The organism is Olsenella sp. DNF00959 (genome assembly GCF_001553055.1).
Lineage (GTDB): Bacteria > Actinomycetota > Coriobacteriia > Coriobacteriales > Atopobiaceae > Olsenella_I > Olsenella_I phocaeensis.
The window spans coordinates 15,390-40,813 of the sequence record NZ_KQ960123.1; the positions used below are offsets into that span (position 1 = coordinate 15,390).

Sequence of the window (25,424 nt, forward strand, 5' to 3'; positions counted from 1 at the left end):
AGGGCCGTCGTCGCGACGGCCGGAAGCATGGAACACGACGAGAGGGGTCACTATGATGCTCAAGGAACTGCGCGAGAAGGTCTACGAGGCCAACATGGACCTTCCCAAGTATGGACTGGTCGTGTTCACCTGGGGCAACGCCTCCGAGCTCGACCGCGAGAGCGGCCTGTTCGTCATCAAGCCCTCCGGCGTCGACTACGACGAGCTCTCGCCCGACAAGCTCGTGATCTGTGACCTCGACGGCAAGGTGGTGGAGGGCGAGCTCAACCCCTCCTCCGACACGCCCACTCACGCCTACCTCTACAGGGCCTGGGGAGACAAGGTCGGTGGCATCGTCCACACCCACTCAAACTGCGCCGTGGCCTGGGCCCAGGCCGGTCGTTCCATCCCCTGCTACGGCACCACGCAGGCCGACTACTTCTATGGCTCCATCCCCTGCATGAGGGGCCTCACCAAGGAAGAGATCGAGGAGGCCTACGAGCTCAACACCGGCAAGGTCATCGCCGAGGGCTTCGAGGCCCTGGACCCCATCGCCCAGCCTGGCTGCCTCGTGCGCAACCATGGACCCTTCAGCTGGGGCAAGGACGCGGCGCAGGCTGTCTACCACGCCAAGGTGATGGAAGAGACGGCGCTCATGGGCCTGCGCACCGAGACCCTCTGCGGCGTGATGGGCAAGCCGGTCAAGGAGGCAGAGGCCCCGCAGTATCTGCTCGACAAGCACTACATGCGCAAGCACGGCCCCAACGCCTACTACGGCCAGGGGAAGTAGGGCGTCGCGCAAGGGCATGTCATCCGGCCGCGGGGCTGGGCCTCCGTCCCGCGGCGCTACGAAGGGAGCCCCATGGGCAAGAGCTACGAGCTGGGACTGTACGAGAAGGCGACCCCCCAGGACCTGAGCTGGGAGGAGCGTCTCCAGGTGACTGCCGAGGCCGGGTTCGACTACATGGAGATCTCGGTCGACGAGTCCGACGCCCGCCAGGCACGCCTGGACTGGACTGCTGCGGAGAGGGGCGCGGTGGTCGAGGCCATGCGCAACACGGGCGTGCCCCTGGGCTCCATGTGCCTCTCGGGCCACCGCAAGTGGCCCCTCGGGGCAAAGGACCCCAAGAAGCGCGAGTACGCCCTGGTCATGATGGACAAGGCGCTCGACCTCGCCTGCGACCTCGGCCTGCACATCATCCAGCTGGCCGGTTACGACGCCTACTACGAGGAGGACGCTCACGCCGACTCCGAGAGGTACTTCGCCGAGAACCTGGCCAAGGCAACCGAGATGGCGGCCAGCGCGGGCGTCGTGATGGGCTTCGAGACCATGGAGACTCCCTTCATGGACACGGTCGAGAAGGCCATGTGCTACGTCGACCTCGTGGGCAGCCCCTTCCTGGGCGTCTATCCCGACGCGGGCAACCTGACCAATGCCTCGCTGATCTATGGCAAGTCGGTCGCGGATGACATCGCGACTGGCGCCGGGCACATCTTCGCGGCTCACATGAAGGCGACCGAGGCGGGCAAGTATCGTGACATGCTCTTCGGGCAGGGTACGACCGACTACGAGGGCGCCCTCTCCCAGCTCGTCCCCCAGGGGGTTCGTCGCTACGTCTGCGAGATGTGGTACCTCGGCTCCGATGCCTGGAGGGACGACGTGGCCCATGCATCCGAGTTCGTCCGCGAAAAGATCGACGCCGCGATGGCAGAGCTGGGATAGGCTATCCCTTGTAATATGGTGCCATCTGGCCACTTCGCTCAAGTACGGTGGAAGTCGCCCGTTGGCGGGCGCGTCGAAAGGAGCTCTTCATGAAGTTCTTCGTCGATACCGCGGACCTCGATGAGATCAAGGAGGCGGAGTCCTGGGGTTGCCTCTCTGGCGTGACCACCAACCCGAGCCTCTATGCCAAGACCGGCGGAAAGCTCGCCGACTTCGAGGGCCACATGGTCAAGATCTGCCAGATCTGCGAGGGCCTGCCCGTCTCGGCAGAGTCCACCGCCGAGACCACCGAGGACATGATCGCCGAGGGTCGTCGCCTTGCCTCTCTCGCACCCAACATCGTGGTCAAGCTCCCCATCTGCGAGGCAAGCTTGCCCGCCATGCACACCCTGGCCAAGGAGGGGATTCGCGTCAACTGCACCCTGGTCTTCTCCGCTCCCCAGGCGCTGCTCGCGGCTCGTGCCGGCGCCCGCTACATCAGCCCCTTCGTCGGCCGTTTCGACGACATCGGTGACGAGGGCCTCGACCACTTGGAGGAGATGATCGACGCCGTCCACAACTACAGCTACGGCTACTGGGACGAGGAGGACGGCCCAGAGATCATCACCGCGTCCGTGCGCACCCCGCACCACGTGACCCAGGCGGCGCTCCTTGGCGCCGACATCGCCACGGTGCCCTTCGGCGCGCTCAAGAAGTGCGTGCACCACCCGCTCACCGACCGCGGCCTCGAGCTCTTTGCCGCAGACTGGGCCAAGGTCACCGCAGAGGCGTAGGAAAGCACCAGCAGGTCCCGGTCGGCGTCTCTGCCGGCCGGGACTTTTTTAGCCGAGAGGGGCGCACCCCCCTTGGCAAGACAAGACGACAGAAGGAGACGCCATGGGCAATGACGAGCTCAAGACCATAGCCAGGGAGGTCCGCAAGGGGATCCTGACCGGCACGCACGCCGCCAAGTCGGGCCACCCCGGTGGGTCGCTCTCCGCGACCGAGATCTTCACCTACCTCTACTTCGAGGAGATGGACGTCGACCCCGCCGACCCCCGCAAGGCCAGCCGCGACCGCTTCGTCCTCTCCAAGGGCCACTGCGCGCCGGGCCTCTATGCCACGCTCGCGCAGAGGGGCTTCTTCCCCACGGGGGACCTCGAGACCCTGCGCCACATCGGTTCCCACCTGCAGGGCCATCCCAACATGAACGACACCCCCGGCGTCGACATGACCACCGGCTCGCTGGGCCAGGGCGTCTCGGCCGCGGTGGGCATGGCGCTGGCGGCGAAGCACTGGGGCGACTCCTACCGCACCTACTGCCTGCTGGGTGACGGAGAGATCGAGGAGGGCCAGGTCTGGGAGGCCGCGATGTTCGCCGGCAACCACCAGCTCGACAACCTCTGCCTGGTCGTCGACAACAACGGGCTCCAGATCGACGGGACCATCGAGGAGGTCAACTCCGCCCAGCCCATCGCCGACAAGTTCCGCGCCTTCAACTTCCACGTGATCGAGGTCTCCGACGGCAACGACTTCGACCAGCTGCGCGCCGCCTTCGCCGAGGCACGCCAGACCAAGGGCTCTCCCAGCTGCGTCGTCGCCCACACCGTGAAGGGCAAGGGTGTCTCGTTCATGGAGAACCAGGTGGGCTGGCACGGCAAGGCCCCCAACGACGAGCAGTACGCGCAGGCCATGGCAGAACTCGAGGAGGCATAGCAGATGGCAGACACCAAGATGATCGCCACGCGCCAGAGCTACGGCGAGGCCCTCGTCGAGCTGGGCGCGGAGCACGACGACTTCGTGGTCCTGGACGCGGACCTCGCGGCCGCCACCCAGACGGGCAAGTTCAAGGCGGCCTACCCCGACCGCTTCTTCGACGTGGGCATCGCCGAGGGCAACCTCATGGGCGTGTCGGCCGGCATCGCCACCACCGGGCGCGTCGCCTTCGCGAGCACCTTCGCGATGTTCGCCGCCGGCCGCGCCTTCGAGCAGGTGCGCAACTCCATCGGCTACCCCCACCTCAACGTCAAGATCGGCGCCACGCACGCCGGCATCTCGGTGGGCGAGGATGGTGCCACGCATCAGTGCAACGAGGACATCGCCCTCATGCGCACCATCCCCGGCATGACTGTGGTCGTCCCCTCCGACGACGTCGAGGCGCGCGCGGTCGTCCGCGCCGCCTACGAGCTGGACGGTCCCGTCTACATGCGCTTCGGGCGCCTCGCCGGCCCCGTCTTCCACGACCCCGCCAGCTACGAGTTCGAGCTGGGGAAGGGCATCGTCGAGCGAGAGGGGACGGACGTCACCATCGTCGCCTGCGGCCTCATGGTCGCCGCCTCGCTCGAGGCGGCCGAGGCGCTCGCGGAGAGGGGCGTCAGCGCCGAGGTCGTGAACATCCACACCATCAAGCCCCTCGACGAGGAGACCGTCATCGCCTCGGCCAGGAAGACTGGCAGGGTCGTCACCGTGGAGGAGCACTCCGTCATCGGCGGGCTGGGCAGCGCCGTCTGCGACGCGCTCGGCGAGAGCTGCCCCACGCCCGTCCGTAAGGTCGGCGTGCGTGACGTCTTCGGCGAGTCCGGACCCGCGTTGGACCTGCTGGCCAAGTATGGCCTGGACGCAAGGGGCATCCAGGCCGAGGTCGAGGAGTTCCTCCACTAGGAGCTGACTGCCATATGGGCATGGCTGTAGTCCCGCGCCCCTAGGGGTCGGGGCCACAGCGTGCTTTATATGTGCGGTGGCTGGCCCCTAAGCTGCGGCTTTGGGGCCATTTGCTAAAATGCACCGGAATCTGTCAGTTTTCGCTACGTAGAAAAAGGAGCTCTTGTGGCCAACCACTTTCGCAGCAGCGAGCGACAGGGGGACGAGGAGCTGGAGCAGCAGGCTCCCGCCGACTCGCAGGTCCCTGAGGTGGGTGCGGACGTGACGGGCGAGGAGCCCGCGCAGGACGCCGCCCCCCAGCCGGAGCCGCGCCACGTGGCGCCGGCTCCCGAAGAGGACCAGAACACCATGCCCGAGCAGTCGGTAGCCGAGGCGCCCCGAGCACCCGAGCCTCAGCAGGCAGGGGCTTCCGCCGCCGGCCTGACCGTGCGCGAGGACGAGGCGCAGGCTCCCGCCCAGCCTGGCTTCACCAGCGTGTTCGCCCCCATTGATGGTTCCAACGCCCCCGTGGTCGCGCGTACGGGGACCCCCACCATCTCGCTCAGAAACGTCACACTGATCTACCCCGCCCAGCCCAACAAGCCCGCCCTCGATGACGTCAGCCTGGACATCTATCCTGGCGAGTTCGTCTTCGTCGTGGGTCACTCCGGCTCCGGCAAGTCCACCTTCCTCAAGCTCCTCACGCGCGAGCTTCGCGCCACCAAGGGCAAGGTCATGGTCGCCGGTCAGGAGCTCACGCGCATGCGCAACGGCAAGGTCCCGTACCTCCGCCGCCAGATCGGCACGGTGTACCAGGACTTCAAGCTCCTGCCCGACAAGACCGTGTACGAGAACGTCTCGTTCGCGCTGGAGTGCATCGGCAAGCCCCGCTCCGTCATCAAGGCCCAGGTGCCCGAGGTGCTTCGCCTCGTCGGACTGGCCGAGAAGATGGACAACTACCCCGACCAGCTCTCGGGCGGAGAGCAGCAGCGCGTCTCCGTCGCCCGTGCCATGGTCAACAGGCCTCCCCTGCTCGTCTGCGACGAGCCCACGGGCAACCTGGACCCCGCCATCTCGCTGGGCATCATGAAGCTGCTCGACCGCATCAACCGCACCGGAACCACCGTCGTCATGGCGACCCATGACCGCGAGATGGTCGATTCCATGCGCAAGCGCGTCCTGGCCCTTGAGGCCGGCCACGTCGTGCGCGACCAGGAGAGGGGAGGCTACGGCTACTATGGCGCCATCTAACATCGGCTACTCCCTGCGCGAGGCGGGAAGGCACTTCCGTAGGAACTGGTCCACCGTGCTGGGGGCCATCGTCACCATCTTCCTCTCGCTCTTCGTCATCGGGCTGTTCGTGATGGGCTCAGCGCTCATCAACAACCTCGTGGGCAGCGTCGAGGACCAGGTCACCATCCAGGCTTTCCTCAACGACTCCGCCGACAAGTCGGCGGTGGACGCCCTGCAGAGGAAGGTCCAGGGCTGGGACAACGTCGAGTCCGTCTCGTACAAGAGCAAGGACCAGGCGCTGGAGGAATACAAGCAGACCATGAGCAATCGCAACGCCAGCGATGCCGTTGCGGCCCTCGACGGCGAGAACCCCGTCCCCGCCTCGTTGGTCATCACCCTCACCAACCCCCAGGAGGTCGAGTCCGTGGCCACCCAGCTCTCGGGCGACGCTGACTTCAAGGGCGTGGCGGACGACGCCAACGACCCTTCGTCCTCCGTGCAGTACGGCCGCGAGACGGTCGAACGCCTCTTCAGCGTGACCTACTACCTGCGCGTCGGCGTGGCGGTCCTGGTTCTGCTGCTGGCGTTCATCGCCTTCGTGTTCATCAACAACACCATTCGTCTGGCCATCGCCGCCCGCAGGCGCGAGATTGCCATCATGCGTCTGGTTGGCGCCTCCAACGGCTTCATCCGCGGGCCCTTCCTGGCAGAGGGCATGCTCGAGGCGCTCATCGGTTCCCTCCTGGCCATCGCCGTCCTGCAGCTGGGGTCCCAGGTCGTGCTCCCCAAGCTCCAGAACAGCCTGCAGTTCCTCTCGTTCAACCTGCCCCTCAACGTGATGCTCACCACCTACGGGGCCTTGCTCGTCGCCGGGCTGGTGCTGGGCCTCTTTGGCTCGGCCATCGCCATGAGGCGCTTCCTCAGGGTCTAGCCGGCAATCGAACCGCGGGCGCTGTCCGCGCATGAGCTCGTCTGGGCGGCGTGGCCTTCGGGTTGCGCCGCCCGTCTCATAGGGAGGTTCCATGTCCGTCAGGCATTCGCATGGTTCCGGGCGGCGGGGGAGAGGCACCGGCGTCCGCAAGCCGAAGGCCCTTCTCACCGGCACGCTCAGGGTGGTGCGCCCCGGGCTCGCCACCGTGCATACCGCAGAGGGGGACTTCGTCGTGGCGAGGGGAGGACTCCGCGAGGGCATGGACGGGGACGAGGTCCGGCTGAGCCTGGCCCGCGGGCACGGGAGCAAAGAGCGCGTGGCGTACGTGCAGGGCGTCGTTGCCCGCGCGCGCAACGAGTTCCTGGGCAGCTACGAGGAGGCCGACCCCCTGGGCGTCGTCCTTCCCCTGGACGGGCGCATCACCCACGACTTCTTCGTCCTCCCGCAGGACCAGAGCGCGCGTCGGCTGGGCGTGGGGCAGGGGGACGTGGTCGAGGCGCGCATACTCGAGTATCCCAGTCGCCATGCCGCCGGGGTCGTGACCATAGCCCGCAGGGTTGGCTCCGCCCAGGAGCTCGACCTGGACATGGAGGCGGTGATCGCCTCGCACGGCCTGGCGACGAGCTTCCCCGAAGTCGCACTGCGCGAGGCCGAGTCGCTCTCCCTGGACGTCGACGGCGCGCTTGCGTCCGACCGCCGCAGGCGGGACCTGCGCTCGCACGTCACCGTGACTATTGACCCGGCGGACGCACGCGACTTCGACGACGCCGTCGGAGCGCGCAGGACGCCCGATGGCTTCGAGCTCGAGGTCCACATCGCCGACGTGTCCCACTACGTGCGGTGGAACAGTTCCATGGACGTGGAGGCGAGGCAGCGGGGCTGCTCCTGCTACCTCGCCGACCGAGTCCTCCCCATGCTTCCGGAGCGCCTCTGCAACGGCTTCTGCTCCCTGCGCCCAGACGAGGACCGGCTCGCCATGAGCGTGTTCGTCTCGCTTGACGAGAGGGGAGAGCCTCGTGCGACAGAGGCCTGCTGCTCCGCCGTCCGCTCCAGGGCACGGTTGAGCTACGACGAGGTCGACGCCCTCCTGGAGGGGAGGATCTCTGCGGATGACCTCCCTGCTGTACGGGGGGACCAGGTGGCCATAGTCGAATCCCTCGGGGTGCTCGACCAGATTGCCCGCCTAAGGGTCGAGCGGAGGCGCGAGCGCGGTGCCATCGACTTCCAGACGCGCGAGGCGAAGGTGACCCTCGACCAGGGGGGGCATCCCACCGGCGTCCGCGTGCGCGCCCGCACGCGTGCCACGGCCCTGGTGGAGGAGGCCATGCTCCTCGCCAACGAGGCCGTGGCGGACATGCTCTCTTCAGGTGGCATTGCGACGGCATATCGCGTGCACGAGCAACCCACCCACGAGGACCTCGCCGCCGCCCTGCCCATCCTGCGCGAGCTCGGCCTGGTGCATGCCGAGGAGGTCGCCGGGCTCCTTGCCGCAGACCCGCACGCTATCCAGGTGGTGCTGGACGCGGCGCGTGGCACTACGGCGGAGGTGCTGGCCAACGCGGTGCTCCTTCGCGCGCAGCGCAGGGCCGTGTACCTTCCTCACAATGACGGCCACTACGCCCTGGGCGCCCCCGCGTACTGCCACTTCACCTCTCCCATCAGGCGTTATCCCGACCTCGTGGTACATCGCAGCCTCAAGGCCCTCCTCGCTGGGGCGAGGGCGGGCCTCGACGTCGCACAGATGGAGCGCGAGCTCCCCCAGATCTGCCGGAGCTGCTCCGAGCGGGAACGCGTGGCGGACGCCGCGGAGCGCGACTCCCAGAAGGTCAAGATGGCCCAGCTGTTCTCCGACAAGGTGGGCCAGGACTTCTCGGGCGTCGTGGTGGGCTGCGAGCGCTACGGGCTCTTCGTGATGCTGGACCAGAGCTGCGCGGAGGGACTGCTGCCCGCGCGGGAGCTGGGCGACGAGTGGTTCTCGTTCGACCAGGAGCTGCTCACGCTCACGGGCGAGGAGAGCGGGCGCGTCTGGAGGCCCGGCATGCGCGTTGCCGTCACCGTGACGGGGACGAAGCCCTCGCGAGGGCAGATCGACTTCGCCCTGGCCGGCGGCGGGCCGCGTGCAACGGAGGGGCGCTAACGGGTAGTCTATGACCCTAGACACGGGACGAGGGGGCCTTCCCCAAGAAGGAGCCGACGTGAGCCAGACGAGCATGACCGACGAGCTGCTGCGGGCTGAGGGCCTGCTGGTGCAGGGACAGGCAGGGCAGGCGCAGGAGCTGCTCGCGCGCCTTGCGGAAGACGCGGAGGAGTACATCGACCGCAACTGCCCCACCACCGACGAGCTGCAATGGTTCAGCTTCCCCACGCTCTTCGAGCGTCTCGCGTACCGTCGCGTGGAGGACGACCCGCGCGAGCTGCGCGACGTGGGCGAGCCCCTCGACCGCCTGTACGCGGACCTCGCCCTCGCCTGCATCCACGAGGGCGACTACGCCATGGCGACGGAGGCCCTCAAGCATGCGGTTCGCTGGAACCCCATGGGCTGCGAGTACCGCCTCAACCTGGCGGACCTCTTCCGCATAGACGGTAACGTCCAGGAGTTCCTCGCCCTGAGCTACTCTGTCTTCGAGCGCGCGAGTGACGCGCGCCACCTCGCACGGGCCTTCCTCAACTTCGTGGGCTACTTCGTGGCGCAGGACAAGCCCCTCGCTGCCGCGTCCGCCTTGCGCGCCGCACGCAGGCTCGACGTGCGGGACGACTCGCTTGACGCCGCCCTCGACCAGGCTGCCGGCACCGACCACGACCCCGACCTGGTAAGCGACGAGCAGGCCGGGGAGCTCCTCTCCGCCGAGGGTCTGCCCGACGGCGCCAACGCGGAGGTGGCAGTCTGCCTGCTCATGTGCGCCACCGACGCGGCGGACCTCGGCCAGCGCGACACGGCGGCCCAGCTCACCCTCCGCGCCCGCGATTTGGTGGGCGAGGAGGCCGCCATGGAGCTGTTCAGGCTGATCCGCGCCGAGGACGAGGAGGGGGGCGACGGCAATGCCAGCTCCTACTAGGCGCCAGAAGAAGACCATCTCGAAGAACCGCACCGCCTGGCATGACTACTTCATCGACCAGACTTGGGAGGCCGGCGTCGAGCTCACGGGCACCGAGGTCAAGAGCCTGCGCGAGCGCTCGGCCCAGATCACGGACTCCTTCTGCATCATCCGTGGGGGAGAGCTCTTCCTGGTGGGGATGCACATCCACCCCTACTCCAACGGGGGGGTGTGGAACGTGGACCCCGATCGCAGGAGGCGCCTGCTCATGCACCGCAGGCAGATTGACTTCCTGGACGGCAAGCTCCGCACCAAGGGCCAGGCCATCGTGCCCCTGGAGCTCTACTTCGACGAGCACAATCGGGTCAAGCTGCAGCTCGGCCTAGGGCGCGGCAAGAAGCTCTATGACAAGAGGGTCGACCTCGCCAAGAAGCAGACGGACCGCGACATACAGCGCGCCCTCAAGGAGCGCAGCCGCTAGCAAGAGAGTTGGGCATCTGGGGCCATGGTTTGCCATGGCTTCTCGGCAGACGGCGTTGCCGCAGGTACTTTGCGTGGGGTATGATAATTGCGCCCATTCGGGTAACAAACTGGCGCGCCCGCGGGGAACGGGCGGCCAACGGAGAGAGGAAACACCCATGGCTGACGAGAAGACCTACAAGTTCGTGTGCACCGTCTGTGGCTTCGAGGTCGAGGTCGACACCCCCGAGCTTCCCGAGGACTACACCTGTCCCATGTGCGGCGTCGGTGCCGACATGTTCGAGCTCGTCGAGGAGTAGCCTGAACCACATAGCGTGACCTTTTGGGACGGCTGGGCAACCAGCCGTCCCTTTTGACGCGGGACGGAATGTGTCGGGCAGGTGTGGCGTCGAACGGGCTCGCTCACGCGTAGTAGGGTAGGGGGCGGTCGAATCAAGGGAGGCCCAGCCTTGCGCAAGCGCGCTTCGCAGACATCCGAATCAATAGAGCTCGCCCTCATCCTCGCCCTCTCGGGCGGGCTCATGGACGCCTACTCCTACCTTGGGCGCGGCAAGGTCTTCGCCAACGCCCAGACGGGAAACCTGCTGCTCCTGGGGGTGCACCTCTCTGCCGGAGACTTCGCCGCGGCCACGCGCTACGCCTGCCCCGTCCTGGGCTTCGCCGTGGGCTGCGTCCTCGCGCACGAGCTCAAGCTCCGCATGCCGCGCGGGCTTCACTGGAGGCAGTACGTCCTCGTCGTCGAGGTGCTCCTGCTCCTTGCGGTCTCGTTCATGCCGGACGAGCTCAACCTGCTCGCCAACAGCCTCACCTCGCTTGCATGTGGCATGCAGGTCCAGGCGTTTCGAAAGCTCCACGGCAGGCCATTCGCCACCACCATGTGCATAGGGAACCTTCGTAGCGGCACGCAGGCGCTGGTCTCGTACGCGCACGGTCGCGGCCGCGTCCACCTCAGGACGGCGGCGCTCTACTACGGCGTGATCGCCTGCTTCGTCGTGGGTGCAGTGTTGGGGAACTGGCTGTTGGCGCCCCTCGAACTGTCTGCCATCCGCGTGAGCTGCGTGCTTCTCGCCTTGGCCATCACCCTCATGTTCCATGACCGAGAGGGCAGGGCGAGCCAGAAGTCGTAGGCCGCCTTCCTCCTGCCCTTGGCGGCGTTCTGCCTATTGGCACCTTTTGTAGTAGAAGACGGCTATCTGGGTGCGGTTCCTCAGGGCGAGCTTGGCAAGGATCGCGCTGATGTGATTGCGCACCGTCCCCTCCGAGAGAAATAGGCGCGCGGCGATCTGGGAGTTGTCGAGGCCCTCCGAGACGAGTCTGACCACCTCTCGCTCGCGCTGGGAGAGCGGCGCCAGGGCGGACTCGTCGCCTGTCACAACGCTCCCGCCCAGCGTCGTCGCCCTCTCCAGGACCTCTCCCTCCAGGACGCTCTGGCCGGCCATCACTGACCTGAGTGCCTCGGCGTCGTGGAGGATGGGGACTACGAGAGGGCATATGGCCTTGGCCAGATGCTCGACCTCATATCCGGCGACGATGGGGGGGCTTGCGTCCCTCAGCCGCTTTGGCAGCGAGGCAGACGCCATTGCGGCGGCGCGCGATGGTGCGATAGACGGCTACGTCACGGTTGACGGCGAAGGCGTTCCCCGGCTGCACGTCGACGCGTCCCTGAACGGCAAGCTGAGCCCCGCGGCGATGCGGGTGGCGCTCAACTCCTACCTGCGCACGCGGATGGAGATTGCCGACGTCGCAAGGCAGGCCCCCCAGCTTCTTGCCGGTGGTGATTTGACGACCACCTTCTCTCGAGGCGTTGACACGCAAGAGCTGCAGGTCACCAAGGTCGCCCCCGACCCCGACGCGCGCTACTACTACTCCCTGCTGGCCATGTCCGCCGGAATGGGCATGATGCTGGCCGTCCTTGCCGTCAAGAGGACGCAGCCGGGCATTTCGGCCCTTGGCGTGCGCAGCGCCATGGCAGGAACGCCGCGCTGGCGCATTCTCCTGGCGACGCTGCTGGCGGCCTGAGTCTGCGAGCTGGCATGCCTTTGCACGACCTACCTCTTCATGTGGCTGGTCGTGGGAGTCGGCTTTGGTGGCGAGGCAGGCTATGCCTTCGTTGCCCTCGCGGTTTCATCCCTGATGAGCTGTGCGCTGGGCGCCGCGCTTGGCACCACCCGTATTGAGACGGGTGCGGTCTCGGGAATCAGCTGCCTGCTTTCGCTCTTCACGGGACTCTATGGACCGACGGCACAGGGTCTGGCGGACGCCGTCGAGCTGGCGTCCCCCGCTCTCTCTCACGCTAACCCGCTGTGGCATATGGCGAACCGCTTCTACGCCCTGTTGTATTACGACACTCTGGGGCCATTCTTCGAGAGCTGTCTCGTCCTGCTCGCCATGGCAACCGCGTTCTTTGCCGTCGCCGTCCTTCGCATGAGGAGGCTCTCCTATGCCCACCTTTAGGTCTCTGCTCAAGATCATCTGGGGTCATAAGGCCTACATAGCCATCTACCTCGTTCTCATGAACCTCATGGGCGTCCTCATAGGGGCGAGCGCCTCCAACGACCAACCGGCGTCCGCGTTCTCGTATGACCCCACGCGCGTTGCGGTCATCGACAGGGATGGCTCCAGGCTCTCTCGGGGTCTCAAGGACGCGGTCCTAGCCCAAGGGGACCACCGAGAGCTGGCCGATGACGTTCGGGACATCCAGGACGCCGTTGCCAGGGACACGGTGAGCTACATCCTCGTGATTCCCGAGGGCTGGGGCGAGAAGCTCGTCGCCGCGGCCAGGGCTGGGGCCTCAGCGCCTGGCCTCGAGGCCTACGTCTCCTACAAGTCCGGCGCCGGAGCGCTCATGCAGGCCAGCGTCACGTCCTATGCAAGCGGGCTCTATGGCTATGCCGCCACGACCGGCTTCGACCAGGACGGAATCGTGGCGCACGTGAACGAGGCCATGAAAAGCGAGGTCGAGGCAAGCCTGATTCCCCAGGCTACGACGTCCCTGCCGAAGTCGTTTCAGACCTACTGCATGTTCGCCACCTATCCCCTGTTCGCGAGCGTCACCGTCTGCATTGCCATCCTGATGACCAGGCTCAACGGGCGGGCCATACGCGAGCGCAGGATGGGTGCGCCGACCACCGCCCGCAGGCGCAACCTGCGGCTCTATGCCGTATGTCTGACGGTCGGCCTCTTCGCGTGGGCGCTTACCTCGCTTCTGGGCGTCGTCCTCTTTGCAAGGCAGAGCCTGTTGGAGTCGCCGGCTCTCGTGACGCTCTCGGTCCTGGGCCTTCTGGTCTATGCGCTTGCCATTCTCCTCGTGGCGCTCGTCGTGGGACGTAGCAGGGGAATGGCCGAGCTGTAGCACGGCGTCCGTCTGCATCTCGTCGTGACGTCGGGTGCCCGAGGACCAGCCTGGGGTGGGGCACGGGTGGTGGGCTTGCACTTTCACCGAATCCCGCCTCGCCCCTTGTCGCCCTTGGGTAGAATACGGACACCGGACGCGTCGTCCTTCGACGCACATCGCCCGTTCTTGAACCTTGACAGCGCGCATGGTGGCAGCAGCCCCACAACCTCATGGGGGTGACTGGTTTCGACAGGGTGGTTCTGAGGTGGGCAGCAAGCCGTGGTCTCCTCGCCACGTTAAACAGGGGTACCGTCAAATTGAATTGACGACAACTCTTATCAGGGCTCTTACGCCCTCGCTGCTTAATTTACTAGCAGCCGTCTAACCGGGGATCGCTCCCGTCTTCGGGGTGACGTCATTCTAGGGAGATGCTCCTGCGGACGTGGTTGGTATGCCGCAGGCTAAGACCGAATCAACTGGGATGCCGAACGCGTGTCGTTGGGTGCGAGGCGTCCGAGAGCCAACCAACGACTGAGCTTGGAGACACCTGCCAGGGGATTGCTTTGGACCGGAGTTCGATTCTCCGCACCTCCACCATGATGACGTCAGCCCCCTCCCGCCTTGTGCGGGAGGGGGCTTGTGTGACATGCGACGCGTGGTGTCAGCCTTTGCGCTATCCCTAAAAAGGCGCTGCCAAAGCGCCGTCCCGAAAGGATGACGCCGACGTGCGAGGCACGTGCCTGTTGCTTCCTGGCCTACTCGGGAACGTAGGACGAGGCCTTCGGAGGCGTCTTTCCCTTGAGGACCGCATGGTAATAGGCATAGGTGAGGGGCTCCTCCGCAAGGAGGTTCCGCGCGTCGTCCAGTTCTCCGACGAAGAGCATGTGGGTGCCGACGTCCAGGCTCTGCACCACCTTGCACGAGACCATTGCCGCGACGTGCTCGGTGGGATAGGGGTCGCCGTTGCCGGTCACGTCGCTCTGGATGCCCTCGAACTTGTCGAAGTCGGTTGAGCTGCGGAAGCCAAAGCGGCCGACGAAGGGCATGTCTGCCGTCTGGGTCAGGGGCGCGAGCGCGAAGTGACCGGCCTTCTCGATCACCTGCTCCGTGTGGTTCTGCTTGTTCACCACGACTGCGACCTGCAGGGGCTTGCTCGTGAGCTGGAGTCCGGTGTTGATGACGCAGGCGCCCACGTCACCGTCGTCCGCCCTTGCGGACACGACATACAGACCAGATGAGAACTTGAATAACGCAGTAGCGTCCATCTTGCCCTCTTCCCCGTGCGCGCCTAGTCGTGGCAGGCGCTCCTCTCCCTTTTGCTGCACTATATCATCCATGATGAGAATGGCTCGGACGCCCAATGCCAGCGGCCCGTTGGCGTTGGGTGGCGGCACTGACGGGAGGGGGATTGCATGGCACGAGGCAACGCGCTCGTCCTCGAGGGCGGCGGCTTCAGGGGCATGTTCACGGCTGGCGTCCTGGACGTGCTGCAAGAGAGGGGCGTCTACGACTTCGCAAGCGTCTGGGGAGTCTCGGCGGGTGCCATCAACGCGGCGAGCTACAAGTCGCGCCAGATCGGGCGCACGATGCGCATCATGCTCGCCTTCCGGGACGACCGGCGCTTCATGTCGCTCTGGTCCTTTGCCACGACGGGCAACCTCGCTGGTGGCGAGTTCATGTACGAGGAGATCCAGAACCACCTGGACCCAGGTGACGACGTGGCCTTCAACGCCAATGCCACGCGCATGTTTGCCGTGGCGAGCGACGTGGTGTTTGGCACTCCCGCCTACCTGGAGTGTGCGAGCTTTCCCGAGGACGTGGTCAAGGTGCGCGCCTCGGCTTCGCTTCCGCTGGTCTCCAGCATGGTGCAGATCGACGGGCACCGCTACCTGGATGGCGGCACCACGGACTCCATCCCCTTCGAGGTGGCGTTGGGGCGTGAGGGCGCGGCGAAGGTCAAGGGCTACGAACCGGCCGAGCGCGCCCTGGTGGTGATCACGCAGGACCGCGACTACCAGAAGTCCGGCCTCAACGAGCGCATCACGGTGCGGAGCCATTGCTACGACGGCTTCCCCTACTACGAGGAGGCCCTTTCCGTGCGTGCCTCCTCGTACAACGCCAAGCGCGAGAGGCTCTTCGCCCTCGAGGCCGAGGAGTCGAGCCCGGTCCTGGTGATAGCGCCCGCGCAGCCCGTCGAGGTCTCGACCAACGAGCATGACGGGGGGAAGCTGCTGGACCTCTACCTGCAGGGCAGGGAGCAGGCGACCAAGCGCCTGGACGAGGTCCGTGCCTTCCTCGCGGGACGGTCGGGCGCGTCTTGGGGGGACAGGGCATGACCATCAACGAAATCGCCCAGATGGCGAACGTGTCGCGGGCCACCGTGTCGCGCTACCTCAACGACGGGTATGTCAGCGAGGAGAAGCGCAAGCGCATCGCCCGCGTGATCGAGCAGACGGGTTACGTGCCGTCCCAGCAGGCGCGCACCCTGCGCACGGGCAAGACGCAGTTCGTTGGGGTCATCATCCCCAAGATCAGTTCCGAGTCCATCGCGCGGGAGGTTGCGGGCATCACCTCAGTCCTTGGCGCCTCGGGTTACAGCACCGTGCTCGCCAACACGGACGGCGACGGATCGGCAGAGATCTCATACATCAAGTCCTTGGCCGACCAGGGCCGGAGCGACGGCATCATCCTCATCGGGACTGAGATAACGGAAGAGCACGAGCGACTCTTCAGGAGCCTTCCCCTGCCCCTCGTGGTGCTGGGCCAGCATGTCAAAGGCGTCAACTGCGTCTACTTCAACGACTATGACAGCATGTATGACCTCGCGCTCTGCTGTACCGTGGGCAGCAGCCATCCTGCCTTCATAGCCGTGCCCGAGAGGGACTACGCGACGGGCTTCCTTCGTCGCAAGGCCTTCGTCGACGCCATCGGGCACCAGGGGTTCGACGTGGACGCGGCACCCATCGAGGAAGGCAGGTTCAACGCGCAGTCGGGCTTCGACTGCGCGGCAAGGATCATGGAGGCCCATCCTCAGACAGACGCCATCGTCTGCGCCACCGACGAGATCGCGGCGGGTGCCCTGCTGTACCTCCACGACAGCGGACGCGTCGTGCCGGGGGACGTGCGCCTCACGGGGCTAGGCGACTCCATGCTCGCCAAGGTGGTGAGCCCCAGCCTCACCACCGCCCACTACTACTATCGCACCAGCGGCGCGGAGGCGGCACGCATGCTCCTCGAGCTGATGGAGCAGAGCGAGGCAGCCCCGCATGAGGTCAAGATGGGCTACAAGCTCGTCCTGGGAGGCTCGACGCACAGTCCTGCATAGTCCTTCGCCTCCGTCGGCGAGGGAGCGGCAGGTTCGCCCGCCTGCAAAGTTCCCCGTTTGTCGACAAAAACCTACCGTTCGCATGCGCTCGGCAAAAGGTGTTCCTTTTGTGAAGGCGTCCTCCTAATCTTATTCAAAGGTGTGAGAACGATTTCACACAGACCTAAGACTGCAGGTGGTAGCAGGACAAGGGAGGAAGAATGGCGCTGGATTACAAAGAGGCCGCAAGGGCCACGCTGGAGGCGATCGGAGGCGCGTCAAACGTCGTGTCCGCCGCTCATTGCGCGACCCGACTACGCCTCGTGATTGCCGACAACGGCAAGATCGACAAGGATAAGCTCGAGGACATCCCCGGCGCGAAGGGCAACTTCGAGGCCTCGGGCCAGCTGCAGATCATCTTTGGCACGGGCACGGTCGACAAGGTCTACGACGAGTTCATCGGCCAGGGCAACATCAGCGCGGCGAGCAAGGCCGAGGTCAAGGAGGCTGCCGCCAAGAACCAGAACAAGTTCATGGCGGCCATCAAGGTCCTCTCTGACGTCTTCGTCCCCATCATCCCGGCAATCGTCGCCTCCGGCATGCTCATGGGCATCATGGGGGCCATCCCCTTCCTCTTCCCGAACGTCGACCTCTCCAACAACGTGTACTGGAAGATCGCGGGCCTGATCAACGCCTGCGCGCTTGCGAACCTCCAGATCCTCCTGGGCTTCTCCGCCGCAACCGTCTTCGGCGGCAACCCCTACCTCGGCGCGTCACTGGGTGCCTTGCTCATCAGCGGTGACTTCATCAATGCATACAACGCCTCCACCGCCATCGCCGACGGCACGATGGTCACCTTCAACGTCATCCCCGGTCTCTATAGCATCGACTGGGTGGGCTACCAGGGGCATGTCATTCCCATCCTCGTGGGAGTCTGGATTCTCTGCTTCTTCGAGAAGCGCCTGCACAAGATCGTCCCCGAGATGTTCGACCTCTTCCTGACGCCGCTCCTGTCCGTCTCGATCGCGGCCTACGTGACGATCCTCTTCATCGGCCCCATCTTCGTCTTCCTCGAGAACGCCATCCTTGGCCTGCTCATGGCCTTGCTCTCCGTTCCCTTCGGCCTTGGCAACGCGGTCATCGGCCTGATCTACAGCCCGTCGGTCGTCACTGGCCTGCACCAGATGTACACCGCCATCGACGTCTCGATGATCGCCCAGCACGGCGTCACCTACTGGCTGCCCCTGGCCTCTGCCGCAAACATCGCGCAGGGCGGTGCCTGCCTGGCCGTTGCCCTCAAGACCAGGTCTGACAAGACCAAGGCCCTCGCGGTGCCCTCCGGCATCTCCTGCCTGCTTGGCATCACCGAGCCCGCAATCTTCGGTGTCAACCTGCCCAAGGTTAAGCCCTTCGTCGCTGGCATGGTCGGCTCTGCCGTCGGCTGCGTGATCTGCTACTTCACCAACCTCTCTGCCACCGGCACCGGCGTGACCGGCATCTTCGGCATCTTGCTCTGCATCGACAATGCCGTTGGCTATGTCATCATGTTCGCCGCCGCCTTTGCGGTCGCCTTCGGTATCACCTGGACCCTCTACTCCGACGAGGCCGACGCCAAGAGGCAGGGCAAGTCCCTGCCCGAGCAGGCCGTTGCCTCCACCCAGGCGGCTGCCAACCAGACCGCTGCGGTCGCCGCGAGCGTCGCCCAGTCCAACCAGGGCGTCACCGCCCCCACCGACGCCGAGGTCATCTTCGCGCCCTGCGCCGGTCAGGCGATCGGCCTCGATCAGGTGGACGACCCCGTCTTCGCCAGCAAGGCGATGGGTGACGGCGCCGCCGTGGTTCCCAGCGACGGCAAGATGTACGCCCCCGTCACGGGCACCGTCACGGTCCTGGCCGAGACCGGCCACGCCATCGGCCTGCTCTCTGACGAGGGTGCCGAGATTCTGATCCACATCGGCATCGACACCGTCAACCTCAAGGGCGCGCCCTTCACGCCTCACACCACCGTGGGTGCGGTAGTCAAGAAGGGTGACCTGCTCATGGAGGTCGACCTCGGTGCCATCAAGGCCGCCAATCTCGATCCGACGACCATGGTCATCGTCACCAACACTGACGAGTACGGGACCGTCAACACCCACATTGGCGGCGCGGTGAAGGCCGGAGCCGCGCTCATCGAACTCGGATAGGGCGCTTGCGCCAGACATGCGCGTGTGGGGGGCGGCTGCCACGAGCGGCTGCCCCCCGTTGGAATGAGGGCCCTTGTGGGCCGACCCATCGTTTGAAAGGGAGCTCGGCATGATTGACGTTACTGCCATGGGTGAGGTGCTCGTAGACTTTACGGACGCGGGTATATCTGACGCCGGCCAGAAGCTCTTCGAGCGAAACCCTGGGGGTGCACCGGCAAACGTGCTGGTCGCCCTCCAGCGCCTGGGTCACCAGACTGCCTTTCTGGGCAAGGTCGGTGACGACATGCACGGCAGGTTCCTGCGTGCCACGATGGAGGCCAACAACATCGACGTGCGAGGGTTGCTGACGGATCCGAGCTACTTCACGACCCTGGCCTTCGTGGCGCTCGACGAGCAGGGAGACCGTTCCTTCTCGTTCGCGCGCAAGCCTGGGGCCGACACCCAGATCACCACCGACGAGCTCGACACGAGGCTCATCGCCGAGAGCAGGGTCTTCCACATCGGCTCCCTCTCCCTCACCGACGAACCTGCACGCTCCGCGACCTTCGCTGCGCTGGACGTGGCAAGGTCCGCCGGCTGCGTTATGAGCTATGACCCCAATTACCGCGCCAACCTCTGGCCGGGCGTGGAGGCGGCCATGGAGCAGATGCGCGCCGTGGTGCCTTACATGGACATCATGAAGATGAGTGACAACGAGTGCGAGCTGCTGACCGGTCGCCGCGACCCCGCCGAAGCGGCGAGGGCGCTGGTCTCTGGTGGAGTGAAGGTCTGCTGCGTCACCCTGGGCTCCGAAGGCGCCCTGGTATGCACCAAAGATGGCGTCACGGCAGTTCCGCCGTTCAAGACCGAGGCGGTGGACACCACGGGTGCCGGCGACTCCTTCTGGGGCGGGTTCCTTGCCGCCTTTCTCGAAAGCGGTCTGGCCCCCGCAGAGGTGGCACTTGATGAGGCAGTGGGGATGGCTCGCATGGGCAATGCCGTGGCGTCGCTCTGCGTCCGCAAGCGTGGCGGCATCCCCGCGATGCCCGAGCGTGCCGAAGTGCTTGGGGTCCTGGCGTAGCCAGCCGACGCCTGCCCCTCGCGCGCACCCACGTCAACCCTCCCGAATCGAGGAAGCCCCATGGCCGTCGACATCAACTGGAACCCCAAGCACAACTGGCGACTGCGCTTCCACCTGCAGACGCCCACGGGCGGCCTGACCGACCCCAACGGCCTGTCCCAGCTCAACGGGGTCTACCACTGGTTTCACCAGTACACGCCCAAGTGGCCCGCCGTGGGGCATGGCTGGGGGCACTGGACGAGCGAGGACCTCGTGAGCTGGACCTTCCATGGCGAGGTGATCCGGCCCGATTGCGAGCTTGACCGCAACGGCTCCTACTCGGGGTCCGCGCTGGTCAAGGATGACAGGCTGTGGTGCTACTACACGGGCAACGTGCTCGACCCCGGCGAGCATGACTATGACTTCGAGGGGCGTCGTGCAAACGAGATACTCGTGACCTCCGAGGACGGCAACACGTTCAGCGAGAAGGTCTGCGTCCTCGACAACGAGGGATATCCCGCATACTGCTCCAACCACGTGCGCGACCCCAAGGTGTGGGAGCAGGACGGGGCCTTCCACATGCTGCTGGGCGCCCGTACGTCGGACAGTCGTGGCGCCGTGCTCCTATATCGCTCGGGCGATGGGCTCGCCTGGGAGTTCGAGGGGTCGGCGACGTCGCGCGGCAGAAGGGGCTTCGGCTATATGTGGGAATGCCCCAACGCCGTTCGACTGGACGGTCGGGAGTTCCTCTTCGTGTGTCCCCAAGGGGTCCCCAAGCAGCCGTTCAAGTACCAGAACATCCACAACTGCGGCTACTTCCCGGTGGAGGGGAAGGTCATCGACCTGCTTGGGCGGGACCTGAAGGGAATGGACGGCGAGGGGCCCTATGCCTGCTTCGACGAGGGGGACTTCGTCGAGACCGACTACGGCTTCGACTTCTACTGCCCCCAGGTCTTCGAAGATGAGCGCGGCCGCGTGCTCTGCGTGGGATGGATCGGCCTGCCGGACGTGGAGTTCCAGTACGAGACACCGACACGCGAGTGGATGCACACGCTGACCCTGCCGCGCGAGCTCTCCCTCAATAAGTCCGGCCAGGTGTGCTTCTGGCCCGTCGAGGAGGTGGACTCCCTGCGCGGCACGGAAGTCGAGTTTAGCGAGGGCGCCGCGCCGGGCGCCACGGGCTATGTGGGGTCGCAGACGACCTGCGACATGTTCGACGTCACGGGGGCGAAGTCGGCCCGTTTCCCCAACGGGACGGCGGACGTGCTCATCAAGGACATCAAGGGAGAGGGGCGCGTCATCATTGGCTCCGACCTCGAGCTCCTCCTCCATGGGGACATGCTCGAGCTCGACTTTCAGAGTCCCTCGGGACGCTGGCGCACCAACCGCCGCCTGCCCCTTTCGGCCTTGAGCGCGGGACGCGTGACCGACCTGCGCATCCTGGTGGACACCTCTGTCATAGAGATTTACGTAAACGGGGGAGAGAAGACCATGACCACGCGCTGGTATCCCCTGGAGGTCACCGACTTGCACGTGACGTCCGACCTCCAGGCATTGCATGGCGCGTGGGAGATGGGCGCCTTTGTCTTCAACAACGTGGGCTAGGGGCGTAGCACGCCCGCGTGACGCGTGGCATTGCACGTGGCCACGGGCGCGCGCAGATTAGCCGTAGTTTGCGCGCGCCTGTGCGAAGCTGCAGGTCATCGTGAAGTCACGCGCAGTTTGCGAATGGAGTGCGCGGCTGGCTCTCTCCCTACGGGGTGGGCCAGCCGCGCATTGTCCCAAACCTCCGCTGCGGCGGACAAGTCAGTGGCTACGCCTCGTACCACTCACCCTCGAGGGCGTGCTCGAGCCACTTGGCGACGCCGTCCTCCCACATCGTGTCGACGACGCACGACGCCTGCTCCATGATTGCCTCGGAGGCGTTGCCCACGGCCACGAACACGCCGACGTGCGGCACCATGGGCAGGTCGTTGCCCGAGTCGCCGAAGGCCACGAGCTGCTCCCTGTCCAGCCCCAGCCGCTCCCGCACCCATTCGATGCCCGAGCCCTTCTCGACCCCCTTGAGGGTGATCTCTATCTCGGTGGGGGTGACGACGGCAATCTGCAGGTCTCCTCGCCCTTCCAACTCTGCGGCATCGCGCGCCAGGTCGTCTGCGGTGTCGAAGCAGGCACCCATCTTCTCGACGAAGCTCGTCACCTCGTCGACCGCGAGAATCTCGGGTTCGACGTCGTCGACGGTGAAGCGGTTGGGGATGCTCGAGATCTCTTCGTCGAGGTCCTCGTCGCTCAGGGTGCTGCTGTCGTCCAGTCGATGCACGGCCTGGGTCATGTAGGACACGAGTCGCTTCTCGAAGTAGGCTCCCCTCGAGGTGAGCACGTTGAGGCCGGCGCCGCGGGAGTGCAGCCAACGAGCCATGTCGAGCGCCATGTCGCGGGGGATGGCCTTGCTCGCCAGGTGACGGCCTTCTCCGTCGAGGATTTGCCCGCCGTTGACGGTGATGTAGTAGTCGATGCAGGGCAGCCTGATGGCGTCGGGCACGATGGGCAGGTTGCGGCCGGTCGAGATGACGTTGGCGCAGCCCGCCGCATGCACGGCCTCCAGGGCGGCGACCGTGCGCTCGGAGACGCGGGTCAGGTCGAGGATGGTGCCGTCCAGGTCATAGAATGCCGCGCCGATGCCTTGGGGGAAGTGCGTGTTTGCGGGTAGCAAGGGGTGCTCCTTCGTGTTCGGGCTCCGGCTGGGTTGGAGGGCGCCGTGCCCGTCGGTGGCCATGTCCCTACGAGTGTGTTACCTCGAAGGAATGCGACGAGAGGTCCGCGTCGAGCTGCGCCCAGGCTTCGCCTGCGGTGCGGCGGATGCGAAGCCTGCTGCCCTGGGCGTCTGCCTCGAGCTCGCCCTCGATGTCGAACGCGGGATGGCTGTTCCGCAGCTCCATCAGCCTGACGAGGTCCCTCACGACGGGGCGCTCGACCTCGCGGTCTATCTCGTCGACGCTGTAGTAGTGGCGGTTGATGTTGCGGCCCTCCTTGGTGGACTCGAGCAGCTCTATGTCGTTGCTGCCAGCGAGAAGGCCGACGTAGTAGACCATGGGCACGCCGCGGGCGAAGAACTGGATGGCGCGGGCGAGCAGGTAGGCGTCATCGTCATTGCCGAGTGCGGAGTAGTAGGTGGTGTTGACCTGGTAGATGTCGAGGTTGTTGTATGCCTCGGTGTTGTAGACCTTCTTGACGTTGGCCCCCTCCGAGAACATCTTGTCCTTGGTGTAGTCGACGGCCTCGTCGGGCAGCAGGTCCTTCACGTCGACGATGCCCAGGCCGTCGTGGGTGTCGAGGGTGGTGAACTGATGCTTGGGGCTCATCATGAGCCAGTTTGCGAGGTAGCTGCCCTCGCCCGAATAGAGGGCATGCAGGGTCAGCACGGGCAGGGCGAAGTCGTAGACCCAGTAGCCCTTGTCCGCGACCTGCATCTGGATGGTGTAGTGCTCGTGAATCTCGGGGAGCACCATGACGTCGTAGGGGTCAAGCACCTCCTGCATGTCGCGCAGGAGCTCGGTCGTATCCGGCTCCACGAAGAAGCAGCTGCTGCCCGCGCGCTTGGCGGCGTAGGCGAAGGCGTCGAGGCGAATGATGGAGGCGTTGTTCTCGGCCATGTGGGTCAGCGTCTCGCGGAAGAAGCGCTGCGCGCGATCGGACCTGATGTTGATGTCGATCTGCTCCTCCCCGAAGGTGCACCACACGTCCTCGCGGCTGCCATCCGCGAACTCCGCCACGACGCTCGGCGCCTTGGGCTTGCGCTTGTAGATGGCGTCCACCTGCTCCTGGGTCGGGGCCCCTCCCGGCCAGAAGTCCTTGTACCTGATGAAGAAGTCGGCGAACTCGGATTCGTCCTTCTTGGCCAGGAAGTCCTGGAAGTAGGGAGATTGGCGCGAGATGTGGTTGATCATGAAGTCGAACATCAGATAGCGCCTCTCGCCTATGCGACGCACGTCATCCCAGCTGCCAAGGGCGGGGTCGACGATGTCATAGCGCATGGGGGCGAAGCCGCGGTCTGCCGAGCTAGGAAAGAAGGGCAGTATGTGCACCCCGCCCACGGCCTTGTCGAAGTGCCTGGCAAGCACCTGGTCGAGGTCCCGGAGGTTCTTCCCCAGGCTGTCGGCGTAGGTGATGAGCATGATCTTGTTCTCGAACCTCATGTGACTCTCCCTGCGGCTGGTGGGTGCTGTGGATGTCGTGCCTCCGTGCGTGGCCTAGAGGCCGAGGATGGTGAAGTCCGCTGACGAGTTGGTGGACATCGAGTTGCCCAGGCCATAGACCATGTTGCTGATGACGTACTCGCCGTCATTGACGTAGACCTCGACGATGTGCCCGTGCACGAGCATCTCGATTTTGTTCTCGTCTGCCACCTCGGGCGTCATGGAGTGCATATGCGTGAAGCCCTCGCGCGGACGGTAGACCTTGCTGCGGTCGACGTGGACGCGGTTCTTGTCCTGCCACACGCGCAGACCGCCGATGTCGATGTGGTCGCCTTCGTGCAAGGTGGTCCCGAAGAGATAGGGACGGTGGTGCGCTGACGCATTGGTGCGGTGGGCGATGGCATGGCGTACGTTGGGATGCAGGCGGAAGTAGGTGTGCCCGTTGACGACCTCGATTATGCGCGGTGCGGTGAACATGCCGATCCACTTGTCGTCGACGGGCTCGGGCATGCGCATCCAGCCCACCATGACGCGACGACCCTCGGCATCGGTCGTGGTCTGCGGCGCATAGAAGTCGTGGCCGTAGTCGGTGAGGCGCCGCTCGCCAGTGAACTCGATGGAGCAGCCCGCTTCGTCGTAGTCGACGACGAAGCAGACGCTTTGGTCGCTGCCGCCCTCATAGCCCATCAGCGAGGCGAGGAGCACGGTGCTCCCGTCGACCCTAAAGAGGTCGGGGCACTCGCACATCCAGCCAAGCTCGGGATCGAGGACGGTGCGGTTGACGTACTCCCAGTTGACGAGGTCCTGGCTCCTGTAAAAGAGGACCTCTCCCTGCCTGCGGTGGATGTTGCTGCCCAGGACCAGGTACCAGCCATCGGAACCCTGCCATACCTTCGGGTCACGCGTGTGGGTGGCGTCGCCCAGCTCGGGGTCCTCGATGGGTGGGATGATGACGCGCTTGTCCTCGAAGTTGTTGAAGCTGCGGCCATCGGGTGACTCGATGGTGAGCTGCGCCGAGGTGAAGTGGCCGGGAATGCACTTGTTGATGTCGTCGGGGTCGAACTCGTCGTAGTGGACGCCCGTGTAGAAGAGGCGGAGCCTGCCCCCGCTCTCGATGGCGCTGCCCGAGAAGCAACCGTTCTGGTCGGCGGGCTTGGAGGGGAACAGCGCGATGTCCTCCTGCTGCCAGTTGACGAGGTCGGGGCTGATGGCGTGTCCCCAGCAGATGGTCCCCCATTGTGTGGCATGGGGGAAGTACTGGTAGAAGAGGTGGTACTCGCCCTTGTAGTAGATGAACCCGTTGGGGTCGTTCATCCAGCCCCGATGCGTGTGGAAGTTGATGCTCTGCATGTGTGCCTCTCCGTG

At 65.5% G+C, this 25,424-nt stretch carries 25 protein-coding genes and 1 other RNA gene; 21 read left to right on the forward strand and 5 right to left on the reverse strand.

Going from position 1 to position 25,424, the window contains the following annotated elements; genetic code table 11:
* Positions 1 to 52: 52 nt before the first annotated feature.
* From HMPREF1868_RS00080 to HMPREF1868_RS00135, 12 genes are all read left to right on the forward strand, one after another.
* Positions 53 to 769, forward strand: coding sequence for an L-ribulose-5-phosphate 4-epimerase (locus HMPREF1868_RS00080; protein ID WP_197414893.1), 717 nt, complete (start codon positions 53 to 55; stop codon positions 767 to 769).
* A 72-nt stretch (positions 770 to 841) separates the two neighbouring features.
* Positions 842 to 1,702 (forward strand): L-ribulose-5-phosphate 3-epimerase, encoded by an 861-nt coding sequence (locus HMPREF1868_RS00085; RefSeq protein WP_062529305.1) that lies wholly within the window; start codon positions 842 to 844, stop codon positions 1,700 to 1,702.
* 89 nt (positions 1,703 to 1,791) lie between these two features.
* Positions 1,792 to 2,475, forward strand: coding sequence for a transaldolase family protein (locus HMPREF1868_RS00090; RefSeq protein WP_009278162.1), 684 nt, complete (start codon positions 1,792 to 1,794; stop codon positions 2,473 to 2,475).
* A gap of 103 nt (positions 2,476 to 2,578) precedes the next feature.
* Positions 2,579 to 3,397, forward strand: a complete 819-nt coding sequence (locus HMPREF1868_RS00095; protein WP_009278161.1) for a transketolase — start codon at positions 2,579 to 2,581, stop codon at positions 3,395 to 3,397.
* A 3-nt stretch (positions 3,398 to 3,400) separates the two neighbouring features.
* A complete protein-coding gene (locus tag HMPREF1868_RS00100) occupies positions 3,401 to 4,342 on the forward strand; it encodes a transketolase family protein (RefSeq protein WP_062529307.1) in 942 nt (313 codons plus the stop codon).
* Between the two features lie 165 nt (positions 4,343 to 4,507).
* A complete protein-coding gene (ftsE, locus tag HMPREF1868_RS00105) occupies positions 4,508 to 5,572 on the forward strand; it encodes a cell division ATP-binding protein FtsE (RefSeq protein WP_062529309.1) in 1,065 nt (354 codons plus the stop codon).
* Positions 5,559 to 6,485, forward strand: a complete 927-nt coding sequence (gene ftsX, locus HMPREF1868_RS00110; RefSeq protein ID WP_009278158.1) for a permease-like cell division protein FtsX — start codon at positions 5,559 to 5,561, stop codon at positions 6,483 to 6,485. Before ftsE ends, ftsX begins: the two co-directional genes overlap by 14 nt.
* 91 nt (positions 6,486 to 6,576) lie before the next feature.
* On the forward strand, positions 6,577 to 8,622 hold the full coding sequence (locus HMPREF1868_RS00115) for a ribonuclease R family protein (RefSeq protein ID WP_062529312.1): 2,046 nt from the start codon (positions 6,577 to 6,579) through the stop codon (positions 8,620 to 8,622).
* Positions 8,623 to 8,680: 58 nt separating this feature from the next.
* Entirely contained in the window at positions 8,681 to 9,541 is an 861-nt protein-coding gene (locus HMPREF1868_RS00120; RefSeq protein WP_082719439.1) for a hypothetical protein, read from the forward strand.
* Positions 9,525 to 10,001, forward strand: coding sequence for an SsrA-binding protein SmpB (gene smpB / locus HMPREF1868_RS00125; protein WP_062529317.1), 477 nt, complete (start codon positions 9,525 to 9,527; stop codon positions 9,999 to 10,001). Before HMPREF1868_RS00120 ends, smpB begins: the two co-directional genes overlap by 17 nt.
* Before the next feature lie 157 nt (positions 10,002 to 10,158).
* Positions 10,159 to 10,299, forward strand: coding sequence for a rubredoxin-like domain-containing protein (locus tag HMPREF1868_RS00130; protein WP_009278154.1), 141 nt, complete (start codon positions 10,159 to 10,161; stop codon positions 10,297 to 10,299).
* 150 nt (positions 10,300 to 10,449) lie between these two features.
* A complete protein-coding gene (locus tag HMPREF1868_RS00135) occupies positions 10,450 to 11,127 on the forward strand; it encodes a YoaK family protein (RefSeq protein ID WP_062529319.1) in 678 nt (225 codons plus the stop codon).
* Positions 11,128 to 11,160: 33 nt separating this feature from the next.
* On the opposite strand, the gene HMPREF1868_RS00140 is transcribed toward HMPREF1868_RS00135, so the two are convergent.
* Positions 11,161 to 11,439 (reverse strand): response regulator transcription factor, encoded by a 279-nt coding sequence (locus tag HMPREF1868_RS00140; protein WP_231782215.1) that lies wholly within the window; start codon positions 11,437 to 11,439, stop codon positions 11,161 to 11,163.
* A gap of 52 nt (positions 11,440 to 11,491) precedes the next feature.
* Between HMPREF1868_RS00140 and HMPREF1868_RS00145 the strand changes: the two genes are divergently transcribed.
* The 4 genes from HMPREF1868_RS00145 (at position 11,492) to ssrA (ending at position 13,931) form a co-directional block, all read left to right on the forward strand.
* Entirely contained in the window at positions 11,492 to 12,019 is a 528-nt protein-coding gene (locus HMPREF1868_RS00145; protein ID WP_231782216.1) for a hypothetical protein, read from the forward strand.
* A 9-nt stretch (positions 12,020 to 12,028) separates the two neighbouring features.
* A complete protein-coding gene (locus HMPREF1868_RS00150) occupies positions 12,029 to 12,454 on the forward strand; it encodes an ABC transporter permease (RefSeq protein WP_368501964.1) in 426 nt (141 codons plus the stop codon).
* Entirely contained in the window at positions 12,441 to 13,352 is a 912-nt protein-coding gene (locus HMPREF1868_RS00155) for an ABC transporter permease (protein WP_062529324.1), read from the forward strand. The genes HMPREF1868_RS00150 and HMPREF1868_RS00155 overlap by 14 nt, the downstream gene beginning before the upstream one ends.
* Before the next feature lie 214 nt (positions 13,353 to 13,566).
* Positions 13,567 to 13,931: a transfer-messenger RNA gene (gene ssrA, locus HMPREF1868_RS00160) on the forward strand.
* Positions 13,932 to 14,089: 158 nt separating this feature from the next.
* Here ssrA and HMPREF1868_RS00165 read toward each other — a convergent pair.
* Positions 14,090 to 14,599, reverse strand: a complete 510-nt coding sequence (locus HMPREF1868_RS00165) for a flavin reductase family protein (RefSeq protein WP_062529327.1) — start codon at positions 14,597 to 14,599, stop codon at positions 14,090 to 14,092.
* A gap of 147 nt (positions 14,600 to 14,746) precedes the next feature.
* On the opposite strand from HMPREF1868_RS00165, the gene HMPREF1868_RS00170 reads away from it, so the two are divergent.
* The 5 genes from HMPREF1868_RS00170 to HMPREF1868_RS00190 all read left to right on the forward strand — a co-directional run bounded on the left by HMPREF1868_RS00170 (position 14,747) and on the right by HMPREF1868_RS00190 (position 21,468).
* The gene (locus HMPREF1868_RS00170) at positions 14,747 to 15,670 is read left to right on the forward strand and encodes a patatin-like phospholipase family protein (RefSeq protein ID WP_062529329.1); all 924 of its coding nucleotides are present in this window, start codon (positions 14,747 to 14,749) and stop codon (positions 15,668 to 15,670) included.
* Positions 15,667 to 16,659: a LacI family DNA-binding transcriptional regulator gene (locus HMPREF1868_RS00175; RefSeq protein WP_062529331.1), complete on the forward strand. Its 993-nt coding sequence runs from the start codon at positions 15,667 to 15,669 to the stop codon at positions 16,657 to 16,659. The genes HMPREF1868_RS00170 and HMPREF1868_RS00175 overlap by 4 nt, the downstream gene beginning before the upstream one ends.
* 200 nt (positions 16,660 to 16,859) lie before the next feature.
* On the forward strand, positions 16,860 to 18,824 hold the full coding sequence (locus HMPREF1868_RS00180) for a PTS sucrose transporter subunit IIABC (protein WP_062529333.1): 1,965 nt from the start codon (positions 16,860 to 16,862) through the stop codon (positions 18,822 to 18,824).
* Positions 18,825 to 18,933: 109 nt separating this feature from the next.
* Positions 18,934 to 19,884: a carbohydrate kinase family protein gene (locus tag HMPREF1868_RS00185; RefSeq protein WP_062529337.1), complete on the forward strand. Its 951-nt coding sequence runs from the start codon at positions 18,934 to 18,936 to the stop codon at positions 19,882 to 19,884.
* 60 nt (positions 19,885 to 19,944) lie between these two features.
* Positions 19,945 to 21,468 (forward strand): glycoside hydrolase family 32 protein, encoded by a 1,524-nt coding sequence (locus tag HMPREF1868_RS00190; protein ID WP_062529338.1) that lies wholly within the window; start codon positions 19,945 to 19,947, stop codon positions 21,466 to 21,468.
* A gap of 208 nt (positions 21,469 to 21,676) precedes the next feature.
* Here HMPREF1868_RS00190 and HMPREF1868_RS00195 read toward each other — a convergent pair whose 3' ends face one another.
* From HMPREF1868_RS00195 to HMPREF1868_RS00205, 3 genes are all read right to left on the reverse strand, one after another.
* The gene (locus HMPREF1868_RS00195) at positions 21,677 to 22,576 is read right to left on the reverse strand and encodes an HAD-IIB family hydrolase (RefSeq protein ID WP_062529340.1); all 900 of its coding nucleotides are present in this window, start codon (positions 22,574 to 22,576) and stop codon (positions 21,677 to 21,679) included.
* A 67-nt stretch (positions 22,577 to 22,643) separates the two neighbouring features.
* Entirely contained in the window at positions 22,644 to 24,059 is a 1,416-nt protein-coding gene (gtfA, locus tag HMPREF1868_RS00200) for a sucrose phosphorylase (RefSeq protein WP_062529343.1), read from the reverse strand.
* 54 nt (positions 24,060 to 24,113) lie between these two features.
* A complete protein-coding gene (locus HMPREF1868_RS00205) occupies positions 24,114 to 25,409 on the reverse strand; it encodes a glycoside hydrolase family 32 protein (RefSeq protein ID WP_062529345.1) in 1,296 nt (431 codons plus the stop codon).
* Positions 25,410 to 25,424 lie beyond the last annotated feature (15 nt).

Excerpts from the sequence above, each read along its gene's own strand:
- HMPREF1868_RS00080 (WP_197414893.1), top strand. The coding sequence starts at position 53 with ATGATGCTCAAGGAACTGCGCGAGAAGGTCTACGAGGCCAACATGGAC.
- HMPREF1868_RS00085 (WP_062529305.1), top strand. The coding sequence starts at position 842 with ATGGGCAAGAGCTACGAGCTGGGACTGTACGAGAAGGCGACCCCCCAG.
- HMPREF1868_RS00090 (WP_009278162.1), top strand. The coding sequence starts at position 1,792 with ATGAAGTTCTTCGTCGATACCGCGGACCTCGATGAGATCAAGGAGGCG.
- HMPREF1868_RS00095 (WP_009278161.1), top strand. The coding sequence starts at position 2,579 with ATGGGCAATGACGAGCTCAAGACCATAGCCAGGGAGGTCCGCAAGGGG.
- HMPREF1868_RS00100 (WP_062529307.1), top strand. The coding sequence starts at position 3,401 with ATGGCAGACACCAAGATGATCGCCACGCGCCAGAGCTACGGCGAGGCC.
- ftsX (WP_009278158.1), top strand. The coding sequence starts at position 5,559 with ATGGCGCCATCTAACATCGGCTACTCCCTGCGCGAGGCGGGAAGGCAC.
- HMPREF1868_RS00115 (WP_062529312.1), top strand. The coding sequence starts at position 6,577 with ATGTCCGTCAGGCATTCGCATGGTTCCGGGCGGCGGGGGAGAGGCACC.
- smpB (WP_062529317.1), top strand. The coding sequence starts at position 9,525 with ATGCCAGCTCCTACTAGGCGCCAGAAGAAGACCATCTCGAAGAACCGC.
- HMPREF1868_RS00130 (WP_009278154.1), top strand. The coding sequence starts at position 10,159 with ATGGCTGACGAGAAGACCTACAAGTTCGTGTGCACCGTCTGTGGCTTC.
- HMPREF1868_RS00140 (WP_231782215.1), bottom strand. The coding sequence starts at position 11,439 with ATGGCCGGCCAGAGCGTCCTGGAGGGAGAGGTCCTGGAGAGGGCGACG.
- HMPREF1868_RS00145 (WP_231782216.1), top strand. The coding sequence starts at position 11,492 with ATGGCCTTGGCCAGATGCTCGACCTCATATCCGGCGACGATGGGGGGG.
- HMPREF1868_RS00155 (WP_062529324.1), top strand. The coding sequence starts at position 12,441 with ATGCCCACCTTTAGGTCTCTGCTCAAGATCATCTGGGGTCATAAGGCC.
- HMPREF1868_RS00165 (WP_062529327.1), bottom strand. The coding sequence starts at position 14,599 with ATGGACGCTACTGCGTTATTCAAGTTCTCATCTGGTCTGTATGTCGTG.
- HMPREF1868_RS00170 (WP_062529329.1), top strand. The coding sequence starts at position 14,747 with ATGGCACGAGGCAACGCGCTCGTCCTCGAGGGCGGCGGCTTCAGGGGC.
- HMPREF1868_RS00175 (WP_062529331.1), top strand. The coding sequence starts at position 15,667 with ATGACCATCAACGAAATCGCCCAGATGGCGAACGTGTCGCGGGCCACC.
- HMPREF1868_RS00180 (WP_062529333.1), top strand. The coding sequence starts at position 16,860 with ATGGCGCTGGATTACAAAGAGGCCGCAAGGGCCACGCTGGAGGCGATC.
- HMPREF1868_RS00185 (WP_062529337.1), top strand. The coding sequence starts at position 18,934 with ATGATTGACGTTACTGCCATGGGTGAGGTGCTCGTAGACTTTACGGAC.
- HMPREF1868_RS00190 (WP_062529338.1), top strand. The coding sequence starts at position 19,945 with ATGGCCGTCGACATCAACTGGAACCCCAAGCACAACTGGCGACTGCGC.
- gtfA (WP_062529343.1), bottom strand. The coding sequence starts at position 24,059 with ATGAGGTTCGAGAACAAGATCATGCTCATCACCTACGCCGACAGCCTG.
- HMPREF1868_RS00205 (WP_062529345.1), bottom strand. The coding sequence starts at position 25,409 with ATGCAGAGCATCAACTTCCACACGCATCGGGGCTGGATGAACGACCCC.